The 18,955-nt window shown below is 66.2% G+C and carries 14 protein-coding genes; 4 read left to right on the top strand and 10 right to left on the bottom strand.

Going from position 1 to position 18,955, the window contains the following annotated elements:
* Positions 1-9 precede the first annotated feature (9 nt).
* The gene (locus BLR75_RS17615) at positions 10-1,935 is read left to right on the top strand and encodes a RecQ family ATP-dependent DNA helicase (protein WP_084311683.1); all 1,926 of its coding nucleotides are present in this window, start codon (positions 10-12) and stop codon (positions 1,933-1,935) included.
* Positions 1,936-1,975: 40 nt separating this feature from the next.
* On the opposite strand, the gene BLR75_RS17610 is transcribed toward BLR75_RS17615, so the two are convergent.
* Complete coding sequence (locus tag BLR75_RS17610) at positions 1,976-2,488, bottom strand: dihydrofolate reductase (protein ID WP_090416113.1); 513 nt, start codon at positions 2,486-2,488, stop codon at positions 1,976-1,978.
* 117 nt (positions 2,489-2,605) lie between these two features.
* On the opposite strand from BLR75_RS17610, the gene BLR75_RS17605 reads away from it, so the two are divergent.
* Both BLR75_RS17605 and BLR75_RS17600 read left to right on the top strand, forming a co-directional pair.
* Positions 2,606-3,988, top strand: coding sequence for a DUF2868 domain-containing protein (locus BLR75_RS17605; protein ID WP_084311765.1), 1,383 nt, complete (start codon positions 2,606-2,608; stop codon positions 3,986-3,988).
* Positions 3,981-5,354, top strand: a complete 1,374-nt coding sequence (locus tag BLR75_RS17600) for a GTPase/DUF3482 domain-containing protein (RefSeq protein WP_084311684.1) — start codon at positions 3,981-3,983, stop codon at positions 5,352-5,354. Before BLR75_RS17605 ends, BLR75_RS17600 begins: the two co-directional genes overlap by 8 nt.
* Before the next feature lie 114 nt (positions 5,355-5,468).
* On the opposite strand, the gene BLR75_RS17595 is transcribed toward BLR75_RS17600, so the two are convergent.
* On the bottom strand, positions 5,469-5,954 hold the full coding sequence (locus BLR75_RS17595; RefSeq protein WP_084311685.1) for a metallophosphoesterase family protein: 486 nt from the start codon (positions 5,952-5,954) through the stop codon (positions 5,469-5,471).
* 48 nt (positions 5,955-6,002) lie between these two features.
* Positions 6,003-7,385, bottom strand: coding sequence for a nucleobase:cation symporter-2 family protein (locus BLR75_RS17590; protein WP_084311686.1), 1,383 nt, complete (start codon positions 7,383-7,385; stop codon positions 6,003-6,005).
* A gap of 126 nt (positions 7,386-7,511) precedes the next feature.
* Here BLR75_RS17590 and BLR75_RS27210 point away from each other — a divergent pair, with 126 nt between their 5' ends.
* Positions 7,512-8,189 (top strand): pilin, encoded by a 678-nt coding sequence (locus BLR75_RS27210; protein ID WP_281246548.1) that lies wholly within the window; start codon positions 7,512-7,514, stop codon positions 8,187-8,189.
* Between the two features lie 56 nt (positions 8,190-8,245).
* On the opposite strand, the gene ilvD is transcribed toward BLR75_RS27210, so the two are convergent.
* From ilvD to arcD, 7 genes are all read right to left on the bottom strand, one after another.
* Entirely contained in the window at positions 8,246-10,084 is a 1,839-nt protein-coding gene (ilvD, locus tag BLR75_RS17580; protein WP_084311688.1) for a dihydroxy-acid dehydratase, read from the bottom strand.
* 320 nt (positions 10,085-10,404) lie between these two features.
* Positions 10,405-11,598, bottom strand: coding sequence for a class I SAM-dependent rRNA methyltransferase (locus BLR75_RS17575; RefSeq protein WP_084311689.1), 1,194 nt, complete (start codon positions 11,596-11,598; stop codon positions 10,405-10,407).
* A 97-nt stretch (positions 11,599-11,695) separates the two neighbouring features.
* Positions 11,696-13,597 carry a beta-ketoacyl synthase gene (locus BLR75_RS17570; RefSeq protein ID WP_084311690.1) on the bottom strand — a complete coding sequence of 634 codons (1,902 nt, stop codon included), beginning with the start codon at positions 13,595-13,597 and terminating at the stop codon, positions 11,696-11,698.
* A 279-nt stretch (positions 13,598-13,876) separates the two neighbouring features.
* Positions 13,877-14,809: a carbamate kinase gene (arcC, locus tag BLR75_RS17565; protein ID WP_084311691.1), complete on the bottom strand. Its 933-nt coding sequence runs from the start codon at positions 14,807-14,809 to the stop codon at positions 13,877-13,879.
* 143 nt (positions 14,810-14,952) lie between these two features.
* Positions 14,953-15,963: an ornithine carbamoyltransferase gene (locus BLR75_RS17560; RefSeq protein WP_084311692.1), complete on the bottom strand. Its 1,011-nt coding sequence runs from the start codon at positions 15,961-15,963 to the stop codon at positions 14,953-14,955.
* Between the two features lie 68 nt (positions 15,964-16,031).
* Complete coding sequence (gene arcA / locus BLR75_RS17555) at positions 16,032-17,288, bottom strand: arginine deiminase (RefSeq protein ID WP_084311693.1); 1,257 nt, start codon at positions 17,286-17,288, stop codon at positions 16,032-16,034.
* Between the two features lie 19 nt (positions 17,289-17,307).
* Positions 17,308-18,738, bottom strand: coding sequence for an arginine-ornithine antiporter (gene arcD / locus BLR75_RS17550; protein WP_084311694.1), 1,431 nt, complete (start codon positions 18,736-18,738; stop codon positions 17,308-17,310).
* Between the last annotated feature and the right edge of the window lie 217 nt (positions 18,739-18,955).

Here is an 18,955-nt window from a genome sequence, read left to right as displayed (position 1 = left end):
GTGACTCCCATGCATGACACCCTCGAACGCGTCTTCGGCTACCGCCAGTTCCGCCCCGGCCAGGAGGCGGCGATCCGCGCCGTACTGGCCGGACGATCGGCGGCGGCGATCTTTCCCACCGGCTCCGGCAAGTCGCTGTGCTACCAATTGCCGGCGCTGCAGTTGCCACACCTGACCCTGGTGGTTTCGCCCCTGCTGGCGCTGATGCAGGACCAACTGGCCTTCCTCGCCCGGCACGGCATTCCCGCCGCCAGCATCGACTCGGCGCAAGGCCGCGAGCAGACCGCCGAGGTGATGCGGCGCGCCCGCTCCGGCGAGCTGAAGGTGCTGATGATTTCCGTCGAGCGCCTGAAGAACGAACGCTTCCGCCACTTCATCGCCCAGGTGCCGATTTCCCTGCTGGTGGTGGACGAGGCGCACTGCATCTCCGAATGGGGGCACAACTTCCGCCCCGACTATCTCAAGCTGCCGGATTACCAGCGCCAGTTCGGCATTCCCCAGGTGCTGCTGCTGACGGCTACCGCCACGCCCGCGGTGATCGCCGACATGCAGGCGAAGTTCGCCATCGCCGCGGAGGACGTGATCACCACCGGCTTCTACCGGCCCAACCTGAACCTGCTGGTCGAACCCGTGCAGGGCGGTGCCAAGCTGCGCCGGCTGGTGGAATGGCTGGGCGCGCGAGCGGGACAGCCGAGCATCGTCTACGTGACCCAGCAGAAGACCGCCGAGGAGATCGCCGGGCAGCTGGCGCAGCGCGGCATCCCCGCCTGCGCCTACCACGCCGGCATGGCCCATGAGCAGCGCGAGTCGATCCAGCGGCAGTTCATGGAGGGCCGGCTGAACTGCATCGTCGCCACCATCGCCTTCGGCATGGGCATCGACAAGAGCGACATCCGCAACGTCGTGCATTTCGACCTGCCGAAATCCATCGAGAACTACAGCCAGGAGATCGGCCGCGCCGGGCGCGACGGCAAGCCCTCCGACTGCCTGGTGCTGGCCAACCGCGACAGCCTCAACGTGCTGCAGAACTTCGTCTACGGCGACACCCCGGAGCGCGACGGCATCCGCTGCGTGCTCGACGAACTGGCCGGCGCGCCGGGCGGCGAATGGGAACTGACCCTCACCGGGCTGTCCGACCAGAGCAACATCCGCCCGCTGCCGCTGAAAACCCTGCTGGTGCAACTGGAGCTGCGCGGAATCATCGCCCCACGCTACGCCTATTTCGCCGAGTACCGCTTCAAGTACCTGCTCGAACCGGAAAGCCTGCTGGCGAAGTTCGACGGCGAGCGGCGGCAGTTCGTCGAGGCCATAGTCGCCAGTTCGAAACGCGCGCGGACCTGGTGCACCGTGGATTTCGACGGCCTGTACAGCCAGCACCGGGCCGAGCGCGCGCGGGTGGTGAAGGCGCTGGACTTCTTCCAGGAGAGGGGCTGGATCGAGCTGGAGAGCAAGCAGATGACCGAGGTCTATGCGCGCCTGCGCGACGGCTTCGACATCGACGAACTCAGCGGCGAGTTGCACGCCTATTTCAAGCGCCACGAAGACAGCGAGATCGCGCGGATCGAGGCCATGCTCGCGCTGTTCGCCAGCGAGGAATGCCTGAGCCAACGCCTGGCGCGCTATTTCGGCGACGGGAATGCGCCGCAGCACTGCGGACATTGCTCGGTGTGCGCTGGTCAGATCGCCCGGTTGCCGGAAGCGCAGGCCCTGGCGGAGCCTTCCAGGGCGCAGTTGCAGGGCCATACCGCGGCATTCGTCCAGCGGCATACCGAGCTGCGCGGCACGGCTCCGGGAGCGGAATGTCTGACGCGGTTCCTCTGCGGGATCGGTTCGCCGCTGTTCACCCGCATGCGGGCGCGTAGCATCGAGGGGTTCGCCGCGCTGGAAGACTATCCGTACGCCACGGTGCGGCGCTGGGTCGAGGCGCTGTGCTGAGCGTCAGAGGCCCGGCGAAATGCCGGGCCTCGTCCTTGCGTCAGCTGCGCTCCCACACCTCGAAGGCATGGGCTGGCGATTCGTCGGTCGCCACGTGCTCGATGCTGGAAGCCAGATGCCAGTTCGCTTCCAGCTCGGGGAACCAGGCGTCGCCCTCCGGCTGCAGGGCGATGCGGGTGAGATAGAGGCGCTCGGCCAGCGGCTGCGCCTGCGTATAGAGCTGGGCGCCGCCGATCAGCATCAGTTCGTCGACGCCCTGTTCCCGGGCCCAGGCATCGGCGCGCTGCAGCGCTTCTTCCAGCGAGGGGAAGACTTCCGCGCCTTCCAGGGCGAGGCCGGGCTGGCGGCTGACCACCAGGTTGAGCCGGCCGGGCAGCGGGCGGCCCAGCGAGTCCCAGGTCTTGCGGCCCATGATGATCGGCTTGCCGAGGGTCATGGCCTTGAAGTGCCTGAGGTCCGTCGGCAGGTGCCAGGGCATGCGGTTGTCGAGGCCGATCACGCGGTTTTCCGCGAGGGCGGCGATCATGGCGAGGGGGAGTCGGGTCGGTTTCATGGGCGCGAGGATAGTCAGGCCGCGGCCCTGCCGGCAAGGCATCCGTGAAGGCACGCCGTTCAGCGGTTATGCTCTGCGCTGGGATTGCCGACGAGACCGCGTGTGACTGCCTCCCCCATTTCCGAACCCCGTCCCGATCTTCACGCCCTCTGGCTGGCCGAGGCACTGCGCCTGCGCGAGGAACAGGCCGGCGCGCTGGAGGACAGCGAAGCCTGTCGCCAGGCCCTGGTCGCCGGCGGCTCGCTGCAGCGACGCATCCTCGTCCGCGCGGAAGATCTCGCCCGCCGCGACGGCCTCGACAGCGCCCAGCGCGCCTGGCGCCAGGGTGCGCATCTGGCCCTGTGGATAATGCTGGCGCTGGCCCTGCTCAGTGGCGGCGGACTGGCCCTGGCCGCGCTCGGTGACGGGCAGCGGCCGGTCAATGTGTTCTGGGCGCTGGCCAGCCTGCTCGGCCTCGACCTGCTGATGCTGGCCGGCTGGGCCATCGGCTTCTTCGCCGGCGGCGAGGCGGCCGGGGCGTTGGGCCGGCTCTGGCTGTGGCTGAGCGGCAAGCTGTCCCGCGATGCCCGCGCCGCGCAACTGGCGCCGGCGCTGCTGGTGCTGTTCGGCCGCCAGGGCCTGACGCGCTGGGCGCTCGGCCTGCTGGTCCACGGCCTGTGGACGGTCGCGCTGCTCGCTGCCCTCGGCGTGCTGCTGGCGCTGCTGGCGACGCGGCGCTACGGCTTCGTCTGGGAAACCACCATCCTCGGCGGCGACACCTTCGTCCTGCTCACCCAGACCCTTGGCGCGCTGCCGGCGCTGCTCGGCTTCCCCGTGCCGGACAGCGAACTCATCCGTGCCAGCGGCGATGCCGCACTGACCAGCGAAGCCGCGCGCCACGCCTGGGCCGGCTGGCTGGTGGGCATCCTGCTGGTGTATGGCGTGCTGCTGCGCCTGGGTCTCTGGCTGCTCTGCCTGTGGCGCTGGCAGCGCGGCCGCGCGCGGCTCGGCCTGGACCTCTCGCTGCCCGGCTACAGCCTGCTGCGCGAACGGCTGATGCCGGCCAGCGTGCGCCTGGGCGTCAGCGATGCGGCGCCAGATGCGCTGGTCGAACCGCAGCCGCAAGCGCCCGCTGCCAGTGCGGACGGCGCCGTGCTGGTGGCCATCGAACTGGACGACCGCATGGCCTGGCCGCCGACGCTGCCCCAGGGCGTGGCGGACGCCGGCAACCTCGACGACGGCGCCCAGCGCCGCCGCCTGCTGGAGCAGCTCACCCGCTACCCGCCGGCGCGCCTGGCAATTGCCTGCGACCCGCGGCGCTCGCCGGATCGCGGCACCCTGGCGCTGATCGCCGAGCTGTCGCGCTGTGCCGCCGCCACCCGCGTCTGGCTGCTGCAGCCGCCGGTGGGAGAGGCGCTGGACAGCGACCGCCTGGGCGACTGGCGCGCCGCCATCGAACGCCTGCGGCTGCCGCACGCCGAGGCATCGCCGCTGGGCTGGCTGGAGACCGGGCATGACTGAGCCGCTGAAGCTGGCCGTGGTCGGCCACACCAATGTCGGCAAGACCTCATTGCTGCGCACCCTGACCCGCGACGTCGGCTTCGGCGAGGTGTCGCACCGGCCGAGCACCACCCGGCATGTCGAGGGCGCGCGGCTGTCGGTGGACGGCGATGCGCTGCTGGAGCTGTACGACACTCCCGGGCTGGAAGACGCCATCGCCCTGCGCGACTACCTGGAGACGCTGGAGCGCCCCGGCGAACGGCTCGATGGTCCCGAACGCCTGCGCCGCTTCCTCGACGGCAACGAGGCGCGCGGGCGCTTCGAGCAGGAAGCCAAGGTGCTGCGCCAGTTGCTGGCCTCCGACGCCGGCCTCTACGTGATCGATGCCCGCGAGCCGGTGCTGGCCAAGTACCGCGACGAGCTGGCGGTGCTGGCCGGCTGCGCGCGGCCGCTGCTGCCGGTGCTGAACTTCGTCGCCAGCCCGGGCCATCGCGAGGAACAGTGGCGCGAGGCACTGTCGCGTCTCGGCCTGCATGCGCTGGTGCGCTTCGACAGCGTGGCGCCGCCGCTGGACGGCGAGCGGCGTCTCTACGAAAGCCTGGCGCTGCTGCTGGAGCGTGCGCGGCCGCAACTGGACCGGCTGGTGGCCGATCACGAAGCTCAGGGTGCGATGCGCCGCGAGGCTGGCGCGCGGCTGATCGCCGAACTGCTGATCGACGTCGCCGCCTGCCGCAGCCAGGTGGCGCCCGGCGATGCGACAGTGCGCGCGGCCACCGAGGACATGCGCGGCAAGGTGCGCCAGCGCGAGGATGCCTGCGTCAAGGCGCTGCTCGGCCTCTACGCCTTCCGCAAGGACGATGCACGCACCGCCGACCTGCCGCTGCTGGACGGCCGCTGGGGCGACGACCTGTTCAATCCGGAAACCCTGCGCCAGCTCGGCATCCGCCTTGGCGGTGGCGTAGCGGCGGGGGCGGCGGCGGGCGCGGGTATCGATCTGCTGGTCGGCGGCATCACCCTCGGCGCCGCTGCGGCCCTCGGCGCGCTGGCCGGCGGCGCCTGGCAGACCGTCGGCCACTACGGCGAACGCCTGCTCGGAAAACTCAAGGGCCGCCGCGAACTGAGCGTGAATGACGGCGTGCTGCGCCTGCTCGCCCTGCGCCAGCGCCAACTGCTCGCCGCCCTGCAGGCGCGCGGGCATGCGGCGGTGGAGGCGATCCGCGTGGAGTCGCCGGAGGACCGCCAGTGGCGCGAGGGCAAGCTGCCGGACGCCCTGCGCCGGGCGCGGGCGCATCCGGAGTGGTCGACGCTCAATGGGGCGAAGCGGGTGGAGCAGAGCGAGCGGCAGGAGCAGGTGGTGCGGCTGGCGGCGCAGTTGCTGGAGCCATGATTCCGAGGGTTCGCTACGGTGGTTCGGGCATGCGTAGGGTGGATCACGCTCCATCGATCCACCATGGCCGCGCATGCGGCCCCGGGAGGGTGGATGAAAAAAGCCTCATCCACCCTACGTTTCTTTCGCGGCTCCAATCAGGTCGATCAACTCCGCCTCGATCCGCCCATCCCCGATCCGCAGGATTGCCAGCGAAATCGGCAATTTGAATCGCCTTGGCCCCGCGCTGCCCGGATTGAGATAGAGCACCCCGTCGCGCACTTCATGCAGCGGCTTGTGCGAATGCCCCGCAAGCACCACGTCGATGCCCTCTGCGCGCGGATCGATGGGTAATTGCTTGAGATCGTGGATCAGGTACAGCCGCTTGCCGCCGATCTCCAGCGTCAGGGTTTCCGGAATGTCGTCCGCCCAGGCGTCGCGGTCGTTATTGCCGCGCACCACCTCCAGCGGCGCCAGTTCGCGCAGGGTGGCGAGGATTTCCGGCTTGCCGATGTCGCCCAGGTGCAGCAGGCGATCGCAATCGCGCAGGGCTGCGAGGGCTTCCGGGCGGAGCAGGTTGTGGGTGTCGGCGATCACGCCGATGCGGAGGGCAATGCTCATCGGAGCAGCATAAACGACGACGCCACCCGAGGGTGGCGTCGCGCTGGATCAGGCTTCCTGGATCGCCGGAGACTCCGGCAGGAACCAGTTCAGCAGCAGGGCACAGATGCCGCCGGTGGCGACGCCCGACTCTAGCACCGCGCGCACCGCCGCCGGCATGTGCGCGAGGAATTCCGGCACCTGCGATACGCCGAGGCCGAGAGCCAGGGAGATGGCGATGATCAGCAGGGCGCGGCGGTCGAGGCGGGTGCCGGCGAGGATGTTGATGCCGGCGGCGGCCACCGAGCCGAACATCACCATCACCGCGCCGCCGAGCACCGGCTCCGGCACCGCCTGGATGGCGCCGGCGACGCTGGGGAACAGGCCGAGCAGCACCAGCATCGCGGCGATCCACAGGCCGACGTGGCGGCTGGCGATGCCGGTGAGCTGGATCACCCCGTTGTTCTGCGCGAACACCGAGCTGGGGAAGGTATTGAACAGGCCGGCCAGCAGCGAGTTGGCGCCGTTCACCAGTACGCCGCCCTTGATCCGCTGCATCCACAGCGGGCCTTCCACCGGCTGGCGCGAGATCTTGCTGGTGGCGGTGACGTCGCCGATGGCTTCCAGCGCGGTGACCAGGTAGATCACCAGCAGCGGGACGAACAGCGACCAGGAGAAGCCCACGCCGAAGTGCAGCGGCGCCGGAACCTGGAAGGCGGGCGCCTCATGCATGCCGGTGAAGTCCAGGCGGCCGAGGTAACCGGCCAGCGCATAGCCGGCGGCGAGGGCGATGACGATGGCGCCGCTGCGCAGCCAGACCACCGGGATGCGGTTGAGGACGATGATGATGCCCAGCACCAGGCCGGACAGCAGCAGGTTCTCGCCGTTGGCGAAGGTGCCGTTGCCCATCGCCGAGAAACCTCCGCCCATGCTGATCAGGCCGACCTTGATCAGCGTCAGGCCGATCATCAGCACCACGATGCCGGTCACCAGCGGGGTGATCAGGCGCTTGACGAAGGGCAGCACGCGGGACAGGCCCATCTCCACGAAGGAACCGGCCATCACCACGCCGAAGATCGCCGCCATCACCGCTTCCACCGGCGTGCCCGACTTGACCATCGCCGCGCCACCGGCGATCAGCGGGCCGACGAAGTTGAAGCTGGTGCCCTGGACGATCAGCAGCCCGGCGCCGAACGGGCCGAAGCGCTTGCACTGGACGAAGGTGGCGATGCCGGAGATCACCAGCGACATCGAGACGATCAGGTTGGTGTCGCGCGGCGACACGCCCAGCGCCTGGCAGATCAGCAGGCCGGGGGTGACGATCGGCACGATGATCGCCAGCAGGTGCTGCAGCGCGGCGAGCAGGGCGACCACCGGCCTGGGACGATCTTCCAGGCCGTAGACCAGATCGTTGCGGGGTTCGCTGACGGGCGGCTGTGCGAGTGAGGTCATGACGGCGCTCCGTGAAAAAGGGCGCGATTCTACTGTCCGGAGGGCGGGGTGGACAGTGTCATGAGGCAAGGGATGACGAGTGGGGTGACGGAAAGCGGCAGTCTATGACTCGATCAAGTTCGACTTATGACAAATAAGGTCAACAGGTTTCTTGATGTCCCGATTATTTTAATTGCTTGGGAAAATTCCGCTGGTGGGGGAGAAAGGGCTGACTGCGTTGAATTGCCTGCGGGTCATTTAATGCGTTCTTCCGATGTTGCAGTAAGGCATCGGAAGGATGAGTTGAATGTTTCAGGAGGAATTCAAATGAGTACGGTGCAGAAAGGTTTCACGTTGATCGAATTGATGATCGTGGTCGCGATTATCGGAATTCTCGCGACTATCGCATTGCCCGCGTATCAAGACTATACGGCGCGCGCCAAGGTGTCTGAAGTGATATTGGCTGCCTCCACATGTCGTACTTCAATATCTGAAGCATCCCAGACTGGCTTGGCTGCTGCTCCTACTGCCGCTAACCAGTTCGGATGTGGCGAAGGAGGTACGTCGGCTTCTCCAATTTCTCAATATGTTGAAAGTGTTTCCACTTCGCAAGCTGGTGTAATCACAGTCAAGGCTCGTGGCATTTCTCAGTTGGGAACCAAAGTTCTTGTTGAACTCACTCCCTATAGCGATGCTGCTGCAACAGCGAAGTCCGCGGCTGCTGACTTTGCAAGTGCCTCAGTGCAACCGGTTCGCGCTTGGAAATGTTCTGCTCCGGCAACTAATGGTATCGAGGCCAGGTATCTTCCTTCCAGTTGTCGGTAATTTCTGTAAATAAAAAGCCCGGCAATACGCCGGGCTTTCTTATTTGCAGAGGACTATCAGCCTTCCAGCAACGCCTTATTGCGTACCGCCCCCTTATCCGCACTGGTCGCCAGCAACGCATAAGCCTTCAGCGCAGTACTCACGCGACGCGCACGCGGCTGGGCCGGTTTCCAGCCCTTCTTGTCCTGCTCGGCGCGGCGGGTGGCCAGTTCTTCATCGCTTACCAGCAGGTTGATGCTGCGGTTGGGGATGTCGATGAGCACCTTGTCGCCGTCCTGCACCAGGCCGATGGCGCCGCCGGCTGCGGCTTCCGGAGAGGCGTGGCCGATGGACAGGCCCGAGGTGCCGCCGGAGAAGCGGCCGTCGGTGAGCAGGGCGCAGTCCTTGCCCAGGCCCTTGGACTTCAGGTAGCTGGTCGGATAGAGCATTTCCTGCATGCCCGGGCCGCCTTTCGGGCCTTCGTAGCGGATGATGACGATGTCGCCGGCCTTCACTTCGTCGGCGAGGATGCCTTTCACGGCGCTGTCCTGGCTTTCGAAGATTTTCGCGGTGCCTTCGAACACGTGGATGGACTCATCCACGCCGGCGGTCTTCACCACGCAGCCGTCGAGGGCGATGTTGCCGTACAGCACGGCCAGGCCGCCCTCCTGGGAGTAGGCGTGCTCGACGCTGCGGATGCAGCCTTCGGCGCGGTCGTCGTCGAGGGTCGGCCAGCGGGTCGACTGGCTGAACGCGGTCTGGGTCGGGATGCCTGCCGGGCCGGCCTTGAAGAAGGTGTGCACGGCTTCATCCGTGGTCTGGGTGATGTCCCACTGGGCGATGGCGTCGGCCATGCTCGGGCTGTGCACGGTCGGCACGTCGGTGTGCAGCAGGCCGCCGCGGGCCAGCTCGCCGAGGATGCTGAAGATGCCGCCGGCGCGGTGCACGTCTTCCATGTGGTACTTCTGGATGTTCGGCGCGACCTTGCACAGCTGCGGCACCTTGCGCGACAGGCGATCGATGTCGCGCAGGTCGAAGGCGATCTCCGCCTCCTGGGCGGCGGCCAGCAGGTGCAGGATGGTGTTGGTCGAACCGCCCATGGCGATGTCGAGGGTCATGGCGTTCTCGAACGCCTTGAAGCTGGCGACGTTGCGCGGCAGCACGCTGTCGTCGCCTTCGCCGTAGTAGCGCTGGCACAGCTCGACGGCCAGGCGGCCGGCGCGCAGGAACAGCTGCTCGCGGTCGCTGTGGGTGGCCAGGGTCGAGCCGTTGCCCGGCAGCGACAGGCCGAGGGCCTCGGTCAGGCAGTTCATCGAGTTGGCGGTGAACATGCCGGAGCAGGAACCGCAGGTCGGGCAGGCGCTGCGCTCGTACTCGGCGACCTTCTCGTCGGAGCAGGAGTCGTCGGCGGCGACCACCATGGCGTCGACCAGGTCCAGGCCGTGGTTGGCCAGCTTGGTCTTGCCGGCCTCCATCGGCCCGCCGGAGACGAACACCACCGGGATGTTCAGGCGTAGCGCGGCCATCAGCATGCCGGGGGTGATCTTGTCGCAGTTGGAGATGCACACGATGGCGTCGGCGCAGTGGGCGTTGACCATGTATTCCACGGAGTCGGCGATGATCTCGCGGCTCGGCAGGGAATAGAGCATGCCGTCATGGCCCATGGCGATGCCGTCGTCCACCGCGATGGTGTTGAACTCCTTGGCCACGCCGCCGGCCTTCTCGATCTCGCGGGCGACCAACTGGCCCAGGTCCTTCAGGTGCACGTGGCCCGGGACGAACTGGGTGAAGGAGTTGGCGATGGCGATGATCGGTTTCTTGAAGTCTTCGTCCTTCATCCCGGTGGCGCGCCACAGGGCGCGGGCGCCGGCCATGTTGCGGCCGTGGGTGGAGGTTTTCGAGCGGTAATCGGGCATGACACGTTCCTGCGGCTAAATCAGGTATCGGTAAGAGTCTTATCGTGAGCGTGGAACGAAAGACATGCAAACGACGGATGGAGCTGCATGCTCGGAGTCGGACGCAAGGCGAGGCGGGGTCACCGCCCGCGCGGCCTGTGGCTCACGGGCCCGCCGGAGGATAAATGGCGAGGGATGGCCGGATTCTACGCCGGGGGCTGCCGGCAGGGAAAGCCGCCCCGCCGGGCGGGGAGCCATAAGCGTCGTAGGATGGGTGGAGCGAAGCGATACCCATGCGGGATCGGTGATGGGTATCGCAAGCTCAACCCATCCTACGGTGGTCAGCTCGGCAGGATCCGGCAGGTGATGCTCTTGATGTAGCGGGTTTCCGGGATCGCCGGGTGCACCGGGTGGTCCGGGCCCTGGCCGCCGCGTTCGAGCAACTGGATGTGGCGGTCCAGGTGGCGGGCGCTGCCGAGCAGGATGTTCTGCAGGTCGTCTTCCGGCAGGTGCATGGAGCAGGAAGCGCTGACCAGGATGCCGTCCTTGCTGAGCAGGCGCATGGCCTGTTCGTTCAGGCGCCGGTAGGCGGCCTCGCCGTTCTTCAGGTCCTTCTTGCGCTTGATGAAGGCCGGCGGGTCGGCGATGACCACGTCGAAGCGTTCATCGGCGGCCTTCAGTTCGCGCAGGGCTTCGAACACGTCGCCCTCGACGCAGGCGACCTTCTCGGCGACGCCGTTCAGCGTGGCGTTACGCTCGACGCCGTCGAGGGCGAAGCCGGAAGCGTCCACGCACATCACTTCGCTGGCGCCGAACGCCGCGGCCTGGATGCCCCAGCCGCCGATGTAGCTGAACAGGTCGAGCACGCGCTTGCCCTGCACGTAGGGCGCGAGGCGGGCGCGGTTCATGCGGTGGTCGTAGAACCAGCCGGTCTTCTGCCCGGCCAGCACCGGCGCCTCGAACTTCACGCCGTTCTCTTCCAGCGGCACCCATTCCGGAACGTTGCCGTAGGCGCTGTCCACGTAGCGCTCCAGGCCTTCGGCGTCGCGCGCGCTGGAGTCGTTCTTCCACAGCACGGCGCTGGGCTTGAGCACCTGCAGCAGGGCGGCGAGGACGTCGTCCTTGCGTAGCTCCATGGCCGCGGAGGCGAGCTGGACCACGACCACATCGCCGAAGCGATCGACCACCAGGCCGGGAAGCAGGTCGGAATCGCCGTAGACCAGGCGGTAGAAGGGCTTGTCGAACAGGCGCTCGCGCAGGCTCAGGGCGACGTTCAGGCGGTGGACCAGCAGGGATTTATCGAGAACGTGCTTGGTATCGCGGGAAATCAGGCGGCCGCAGATCAGGTTGTTCGGGCTCAGTGCGACGATGCCCAGCGGCTTGCCATTGGCCATCTCCAGCACGGCCTGGTCGCCGGCGGCGAAGGCGTTCAGCGGGGTGGCGGCGACGTCCACCTCGTTGCTGTAGACCCACAGGTGGCCGGCGCGCAGGCGGCGCTCGGCGTTGGCTTTGAGACGCAAGCTGGGCAGGGTCATGGGAGGCTCCGGGAAAAAGAGCGAGATTATACCCAATGCACCGGCGTCTGGCTGGACGCGCCGCCCGGTGGGGCGGCGCGTGGTTGGACGGACAGGCTCAGTCGAGCATGTCGCTGTAGCGCGCGTCCTTCCTGAACACCAGCGGCTGGCTGAAGCCCGGCACCTTGATGCTCTCGGTGCCCAGCTCGATGGCCTGGTCGTCGATCATGTCCGAACCGAAGTTGTAGATGATGTCGAACTGGCCCTTGAGCGCCTGCTGGTCGTAGGCGGCGGCGTTGACGCGGGTCTGCTCGCGGCGCTTGAGATAGTCCTCGAAGGCGGCGTCGCCGTAGCGCTTGCGCAGCATCTTCTCGACCCGGCGCGGGGCCAGCAGCACGGCGGTGGCGTTGTTGCCGCCGAAGCCCTTGGAGTTGATGAAGGAGACTTCCACGTCCGGATGCTGCTCGTCCTGCCGGGCGACGATGTGCAGGTTCTGGCGGTGCACGTCGTCGGCCACCTTGTCGATGGTCTTGATGCCCGGGACGATGCCGTACCTGAAGGTGCCCAGGGCGGAAATCACCTGGTCGGCGCTGGCCGCAGCCAGGGAGTGGCCGACGTAGGCCTTGACCGCGGTGACCGGCCACTGCTCGATGCCGAAGGCGCCGGCGACGCGGTCGAGCAGCTCGGACTCGGTGACGCGGTTGGCCGGGGTGCTGGAGCCGTGGGCGTGGACGAAGCTGTGCTTGCGCACGTTGTCGAGGCCGACCAGCTGCGCGGCGGCGGCCACGGCCTTGGCCACGGTCAGGTAGTTGCCCGGGCCGGGGGCGGAAATCGATTTCTTGAAGCCGTCGGCGTTGATGAACACGTCGGTGGCCGCGCCGTGGATGTCGGCGCCCAGCTCCAGGGCCAGGGCGTCGTCCATCAGCACCACGTACTGGGAGGACTCGGCCAGGGTGAAGCCGCAGTTCTCGCCGAACGGCCGCGCGGCGCGGCGGAAGTCGACTTCGCCGCCGCCCTGCACGTTGCGCAGGCCTTCTTCGGTGGCCAGGGCGCTCATGGCGTTGTAGCCGTCGATGATCTCCGGGGTGACCGGCGCTTCGCTGTTGCCGACCAGGGCGACGCGGGCGCGGCCGTCGTTGATCAGGTCGATGGCCTTCTGCAGGTTGTAGAGGAAGGTGGCGCAGGCGCCGGTGACCGCGCCGGTGGTGCCGACGCTGCCGAGCACATAGGCGTTGATGAAGTCCGCCGGCATGGTGTTGAGGCCCAGCGGGCACTGCTTGGCGGTGACGCGGCCGCCCTTGAGGCGCGATTGCAGCATGCCGCCCAGGCCGTATTCGTCGAGCTGGCTCATGATGCTGCCGGAGAACACCGCGACTTCATCCGGATGCACGTGGTCGAGGATGGTCTGCCAGGCCAGGCCGGTGGAGCGCAGCGCGTCGGTGGCGCCGGTGATGGCCAGCTGCAGGCCACGCGGGTGGAAGCGCGAGTTGTACAGCTCGCCCGGCTCGAAGCCGGTGGGCAGCTGGCCGGCGGATTTCACCGGCAGCTCGCGGTAGCTGTCGACCTTGAATTCGCAGCTGTCGTGCAGGGTGACCTGGACCTGGTTGCCTTCCAGCGGCTGCACCGACCAGTTGGCCGGCAGCGGTTCCGGCAGTTGCTTGGCCTGGGTGACGAAGGTCAGCGGCTGGCCGTTGCCGCTCACCGTCACGCTCTTCTGCCAGTGCACGGCGGTGACGTCCATGTACTGCTCTTCGATGCGGCGCACCAGGGTCGACTTGAGAATCTGCTGGCCGAAGCGTTTCTCGATGGCCGCCAGGTCGATGGATTCGCCCTCGGCGGACTGGTACTGGCCGCCCTCGACCCTGACCAGCTTCATCATCACTGCCAGGCCGGCGAGGGTCTCCTGGCGGGCGGCCGTGTCCATCGACTCGATGACCGTGCGGCGGAAACCATGGTGGAAGGAACTGCGACCCGCTGCGTTATACCCACCAAAACCAACGATGACCGGTAGTCGAGACATCTCTCGGAAACTCCTTCAAAAAGTTCTTCTTGTGCGGGCCGATGCGCGATGTGCGGGCGACGCTGCGCGGACAGCGGTACGCCGGCAGGCGACATGGGCGCCAGGCACGAACCAGGCGGCAGTTCAATGATTCGAATGAATACGATGACGTGGATCATGACTTGCGAGTCACGCGCTTGGCTAGCGCGCGTCATCAGTTGCTGTCAGGGAGAAGGAGGCGGCGGGAAGGGAAAACGGGCTCCGGAAGCCGTCAGCGGCTCCCGGAGCTGCGGTGCGGGATCAACGGTACTCGACGCCTGGCTTCCTGGTGCTGACGCGGGTGCCGGCCTTGCCCTGGGTGATGGCGACGATGTCCTGCAGCGCGCCGATCACCGCGTCCTTGCCGGTGTTGCGGGCGAATTCCATCGCAGCCTGGACCTTCGGCCCCATGGAGCCGGCGGCGAAGCCCATGCGTTCCAGATCGTCCGGGTGGGCCTGGGCGATGGCCTTCTGGGTCGGCTTGCCCCAGTCGACGTAGGCGGCATCGACGTCGGTGGCGATGACCAGCAGGTCGGCGTCCAGTTCCTGGGCCAGCAGCGCGGAGCAGAGATCCTTGTCGATCACCGCCTCGACGCCGCTGAGTTTCTTGCCGGTGTCGTCATACATGGTCGGGATGCCGCCGCCACCGGCGCAGATGACCACGGTGCCTTTCTCCAGCAGCCACTTGACCGGGCGAATCTCGAAGATGCGCTTGGGACGCGGGCTGGCGACCACGCGGCGGAACTTGTCGCCGTCCGGTGCGATGGCCCAGCCCTTCTCCTTGGCCAGCGCCTCGGCTTCTTCCTTCGAGTACACCGGGCCGATCGGCTTGGTGGGGTTCTGGAAGGCCGGGTCCTTCGCGTCCACTTCCACCTGGGTGAGGATGGTGGCGAAGGGCACTTCGAAGGGCAGCAGGTTGCCCATTTCCTGTTCGATCATGTAGCCGATCATGCCTTCGGTCTCGGCACCGAGGACGTCCAGCGGATAGGGGGTGACCTTGTCGTAGGCCGCGCCCTGCAGGGCCAGCAGGCCGACCTGGGGGCCGTTGCCGTGGGCGATCACCAGTTCGTTGCCAGGATGCACCTTGGCGATCTGCTCGGAGGCGATCTTGACGTTGATGCGCTGGTTGTCAGCGGTCATGGGCTCGCCACGACGCAGCAGGGCGTTACCGCCCAATGCGACGACGATACGCATGGTTGTTCTCCTTTGAATGAGGTGGATTCCGGCGGTAAACAGGAGCGATCGTGCGGGAAAGTTGCGCGATTCCCCGCCGCAGGTCCATGCGGCGGGGAGTCGTGCGGGCCAATGGCACCCGTGTCGCCCCTGGACGACCGGGATCAGAGGTCGGCGAGGGTCGAGACGAGGATCGCCTTGATGGTGTGCATGCGGTTTTCCGCCTGGTCGAAGGCGATGCAGTACGGCGATTCGAAGACGTCTTCGGTGACTTCGATGCCGTTCTTCAGGTTCGGATACTGCTCGGCGATCTGCTTGCCGACCTTGGTGTCGCTGTTGTGGAACGCCGGCAGGCAGTGCATGAACTTCACGCGCGGGTTACCGGCGGCCTTCATGATTTCCATGTTGACCTGGTAGGGCAGCAGTTCCTTGATGCGCTCGCCCCAGGCTTCCACCGGCTCGCCCATGGAGACCCAGACGTCGGTGTGGACGAAGTCGCAGCCCTTCACCGCTTCCTTGGGGTCTTCGGTGAGGGTGATGCGCGCGCCGCTTTCCTCGGCGAATTTCCGGCAGGCGGCGACGTGTTCGTCGCTCGGCCAGAGGGCCTTGGGAGCGGCGATGCGCACGTCCATGCCGAGCTTGGCGCCGATCAGCAGCAGCGAGTTGCCCATGTTGTTGCGGGCATCGCCCAGGTAGGCGTAGGAGATGTCGTGCAGCGGTTTGTCGCTGTGCTCGCGCATGGTCAGCACGTCGGCCAGCATCTGGGTCGGGTGGTATTCGTCGGTCAGGCCGTTGAACACCGGTACGCCGGCGTACTTGGCCAGTTCCTCGACGATCTCCTGCTTGAAGCCACGGTATTCGATGGCGTCGTACATGCGGCCGAGCACGCGGGCGGTGTCCTTCATGCTCTCCTTGTGGCCGATCTGCGAGGAGGTCGGGTCGATGTAGGTGACGTTGGCGCCCTGGTCATAGGCGGCGACTTCGAAGGCGCAGCGGGTGCGGGTGGAGGTCTTCTCGAAGATCAGGGCGATGTTGTTGCCTTTCAGGTGCTGGCGCTCGGTGCCGGAATACTTGGCGCGCTTGAGGTCGCGGGAAAGGTCGAGGAGGTAACGCAGCTCCTGGGTCGAGTGATGCATCAGGCTGAGCAGGTTACGGTTGTGCATGTTGAAAGCCATGAGTCTTCTCCTTGTGGGAAAAAGGGGGAGGGGCGGCTCGGATGGAGCCGCCCGCTGGTGTCTGGGAGTTAAAGGTCGACCGGATCGCGAACGATGGGGCAGGTCATGCAGTGACCGCCGCCACGGCCGCGGCCGAGCTCGCTGGCGCTGATGGTGATGACCTCGACACCGGCCTTGCGCAGCAGGGTGTTGGTGTAGGTGTTGCGGTCATAGCCGACCACCACGCCGGGTTCCAGGCAGACCACGTTGTTGCCGTCGTCCCATTGCTCGCGTTCGGCGGCGAAGGAGTTGCCGCCGGTCTCGACGACGCGCAGTTTCTTCAGGCCGAGGGCGTCGCCGACCACCGAGATGAAGTCCTTGCCCTCGTGGGTGACGCTCATGCCCGAGGGGTTCTTCTCGTCCGGACGGATGCTGAAGGGCACGATTTCCTTCACCACTTCCGGGAATACGGTCACCAGGTCGCGGTCGCAGAAGCTGAACACGGTGTCCAGGTGCATGGCGGCGCGGGACTTGGGCAGGCCGGCGACGATCACGCGCTCGGCGGCACCCTTGGCGAACAGCGCCTGGGCGACCTGGCCGATGGCCTGGCGGGAGCTCCGCTCACCCATGCCGATCAGGACGACGCCTTTGCCGATCGGCATCACGTCGCCGCCTTCCAGGGTGGACATGCCATGGTCCTTGTCCGGATCGCCGTACCAGATTTCGAATTCGGCGTTGGTGAATTCCGGGTGGAACTTGTAGATGGCGGTGGTCAGCAGGGTTTCCTGGCGACGGGCCGGCCAGTACATCGGGTTCAGGGTGACGCCGCCGTAGATCCAGCAGGTGGTGTCGCGGGTGAACTGGGTGTTCGGCAGCGGCGGCAGCAGGAAGCTGGAGTGGCCCAGGTACTGGCGGAACATCTTCAGCGCCTTGGAGTTGTCGCTGTCCGGCACGTCGTCGGCAGTGACGCCGCCGATCAGGAACTCGGCCAGCTTGCGCGGCTCCAGGCCTTCCAGCCAGGAGCGCAGTTCGTTGGTCAGGCCGATGCCGACGCTGTCATTGGTGATCTTGCGATCGAGGATCCACTTCAGGGCGTCCTTGTTCTGCACCGTCTCGGTGAGGAGGTTGTGCATTTCCAGCACATCGATCCCACGCTCGCGCATCTTGGTGACGAAGTCGAAATGGTCGCGCTTGGCCTGGTTCACCCAGATCACGTCGTCGAACAGCAACTCGTCACAGTTGCTCGGGGTCAGGCGTTGGTGGGCGAGTCCAGGCGAGCAGACCATCACTTTGCGCAGTTTGCCAGCTTCGGAGTGGACGCCAAGTTTGGTTTTTTCCGTGCTCATTACATGTCTCCGGTGAATTTCACAGAGTGAGGAAACCGTCGTAGAGGCCATAGGCAGCGATCACCGCACCGATGACTACCACTGCGAAAATAAGCTTCTCGACGTTGGTGAAGATCGGTTGACCGACTTCGTGTTTGGCCTTGGCGAAGAGAATCACGCCAGGGGCATAGAGGAGGGCCGACAGCAGCAGGTACTTCAGGCCGCCGGCATAGATCAGCCAGACCGCGTAGATCACCGCGATGATGGCGATGAGCATGTCCTTGCCGCGGTCGCCGCCCGCCTGCTCGTAGCTCTCGCCGCGGACGGTCAGCAGCAGGGCATAGGCCGCCGACCAGAAGTACGGGATCAGGATCATCGAGGTGGCGAGGTAGATCAGCGACAGGTAGGTGCCCTGGGAGAACAGGGTCACGACCAGGAACACCTGGACGCAGGCGTTGGTCAGCCACAGGGCGTTGGCCGGCACCTGGTTGGCGTTCTCCTTGCGGATGAACTCCGGCATGGTGTGGTCCTTGGCCGCGGCGAACATGATCTCGGCGCAGAGCAGGACCCAGGAGAGCAGGGCGCCCAGCAGGGAAATCACCAGACCGACGCTGATCAGGATCGCGCCCCAGTGACCGACCACGTGCTCGAGCACGGCGGCCATCGACGGGTTCTGCAGCTTGGCCAGTTCCGGCTGGGTCATGATGCCCAGCGAGAGGACGTTCACCAGCACCAGCAGCAGCAGCACGATGACGAAGCCGAGGACGGTGGCCTTGCCCACGTCGGAGCGCTTCTCGGCGCGGGCGGAGAAGATGCTCGCGCCCTCGATGCCGATGAACACCCAGACGGTGACCAGCATCATGTTGCGCACCTGGTTCATCACGCTGCCCAGGTCGGGGTTCATCGAGCCCCAGATGTCACGGGTGAAGATGTCCAGCTTGAAGGCGAAGAAGCAGATCAGGATGAACAGGAACAGCGGCACCATCTTGGCGATGGTGGTGACGACGTTGACGAACGCCGCTTCCTTGATGCCGCGCAGGACCAGGAAATGCACGGCCCAGAGCAGGATGGAAGCGCCGATGATCGCCGCCAGCGTGTTGCCCTCGCCGAAGATCGGGAAGAAGTAGCCGAGGGTGCTGAACAGCAGCACGAAGTAGCCGACGTTGCCGAGCCAGGCGCTGATCCAGTAGCCCCAGGCCGACGAGAAACCCATGTAGTCGCCGAAACCGGCCTTGGCGTAGGCGTACACCCCGCCGTCAAGGTCCGGCTTGCGGTTCGCCAGGGTCTGGAAGACGAAGGCAAGGGTGAGCATGCCTATCGCGGTGATGGCCCAACCGATAAGAATCGCGCCGACGTCGGCGCTTGCGGCCATGTTCTGTGGTAGCGAGAAGATCCCGCCTCCCACCATGGATCCGATCACCAGAGCGGTCAGCGCCCCGAGTCGGAGTTTTTGGCTGCCTTCTTGCGACATTTTCGGAATCTCCCTACCGGAAAAATGTGATTGCGCTATTGGGCCAAATCTGTCAGGCACGTGCCGTGATACATATCAATAGCTTGCTAACGAAAATTTCTGGTCTCGATCCCACATCGACCAGCACCGCTGGGAAAAGATAGGAGAGGTTTTGATTTGTCGCTTGGATCAGCAGGAATGAAATCTGAAAAAGTGGTCAAAAATGTGTCAGCAAATG

Origin of the sequence: Pseudomonas jinjuensis (assembly GCF_900103845.1) — a bacterium.
In the GTDB taxonomy this organism is placed as follows: Bacteria; Pseudomonadota; Gammaproteobacteria; order Pseudomonadales; family Pseudomonadaceae; genus Pseudomonas; species Pseudomonas jinjuensis.
This window is presented reverse-complemented; position numbering and strand designations above follow the sequence as displayed.

Excerpts from the sequence above, each read along its gene's own strand:
- BLR75_RS17600 (WP_084311684.1), top strand. The coding sequence starts at position 3,981 with ATGACTGAGCCGCTGAAGCTGGCCGTGGTCGGCCACACCAATGTCGGC.
- BLR75_RS17590 (WP_084311686.1), bottom strand. The coding sequence starts at position 7,385 with ATGACCTCACTCGCACAGCCGCCCGTCAGCGAACCCCGCAACGATCTG.
- arcC (WP_084311691.1), bottom strand. The coding sequence starts at position 14,809 with ATGCGTATCGTCGTCGCATTGGGCGGTAACGCCCTGCTGCGTCGTGGC.
- BLR75_RS17610 (WP_090416113.1), bottom strand. The coding sequence starts at position 2,488 with ATGAAACCGACCCGACTCCCCCTCGCCATGATCGCCGCCCTCGCGGAA.
- BLR75_RS17575 (WP_084311689.1), bottom strand. The coding sequence starts at position 11,598 with ATGACCCTGCCCAGCTTGCGTCTCAAAGCCAACGCCGAGCGCCGCCTG.
- ilvD (WP_084311688.1), bottom strand. The coding sequence starts at position 10,084 with ATGCCCGATTACCGCTCGAAAACCTCCACCCACGGCCGCAACATGGCC.
- arcA (WP_084311693.1), bottom strand. The coding sequence starts at position 17,288 with ATGAGCACGGAAAAAACCAAACTTGGCGTCCACTCCGAAGCTGGCAAA.
- BLR75_RS17560 (WP_084311692.1), bottom strand. The coding sequence starts at position 15,963 with ATGGCTTTCAACATGCACAACCGTAACCTGCTCAGCCTGATGCATCAC.
- BLR75_RS17570 (WP_084311690.1), bottom strand. The coding sequence starts at position 13,597 with ATGTCTCGACTACCGGTCATCGTTGGTTTTGGTGGGTATAACGCAGCG.
- arcD (WP_084311694.1), bottom strand. The coding sequence starts at position 18,738 with ATGTCGCAAGAAGGCAGCCAAAAACTCCGACTCGGGGCGCTGACCGCT.
- BLR75_RS17595 (WP_084311685.1), bottom strand. The coding sequence starts at position 5,954 with ATGAGCATTGCCCTCCGCATCGGCGTGATCGCCGACACCCACAACCTG.
- BLR75_RS17615 (WP_084311683.1), top strand. The coding sequence starts at position 10 with ATGCATGACACCCTCGAACGCGTCTTCGGCTACCGCCAGTTCCGCCCC.
- BLR75_RS27210 (WP_281246548.1), top strand. The coding sequence starts at position 7,512 with ATGACAAATAAGGTCAACAGGTTTCTTGATGTCCCGATTATTTTAATT.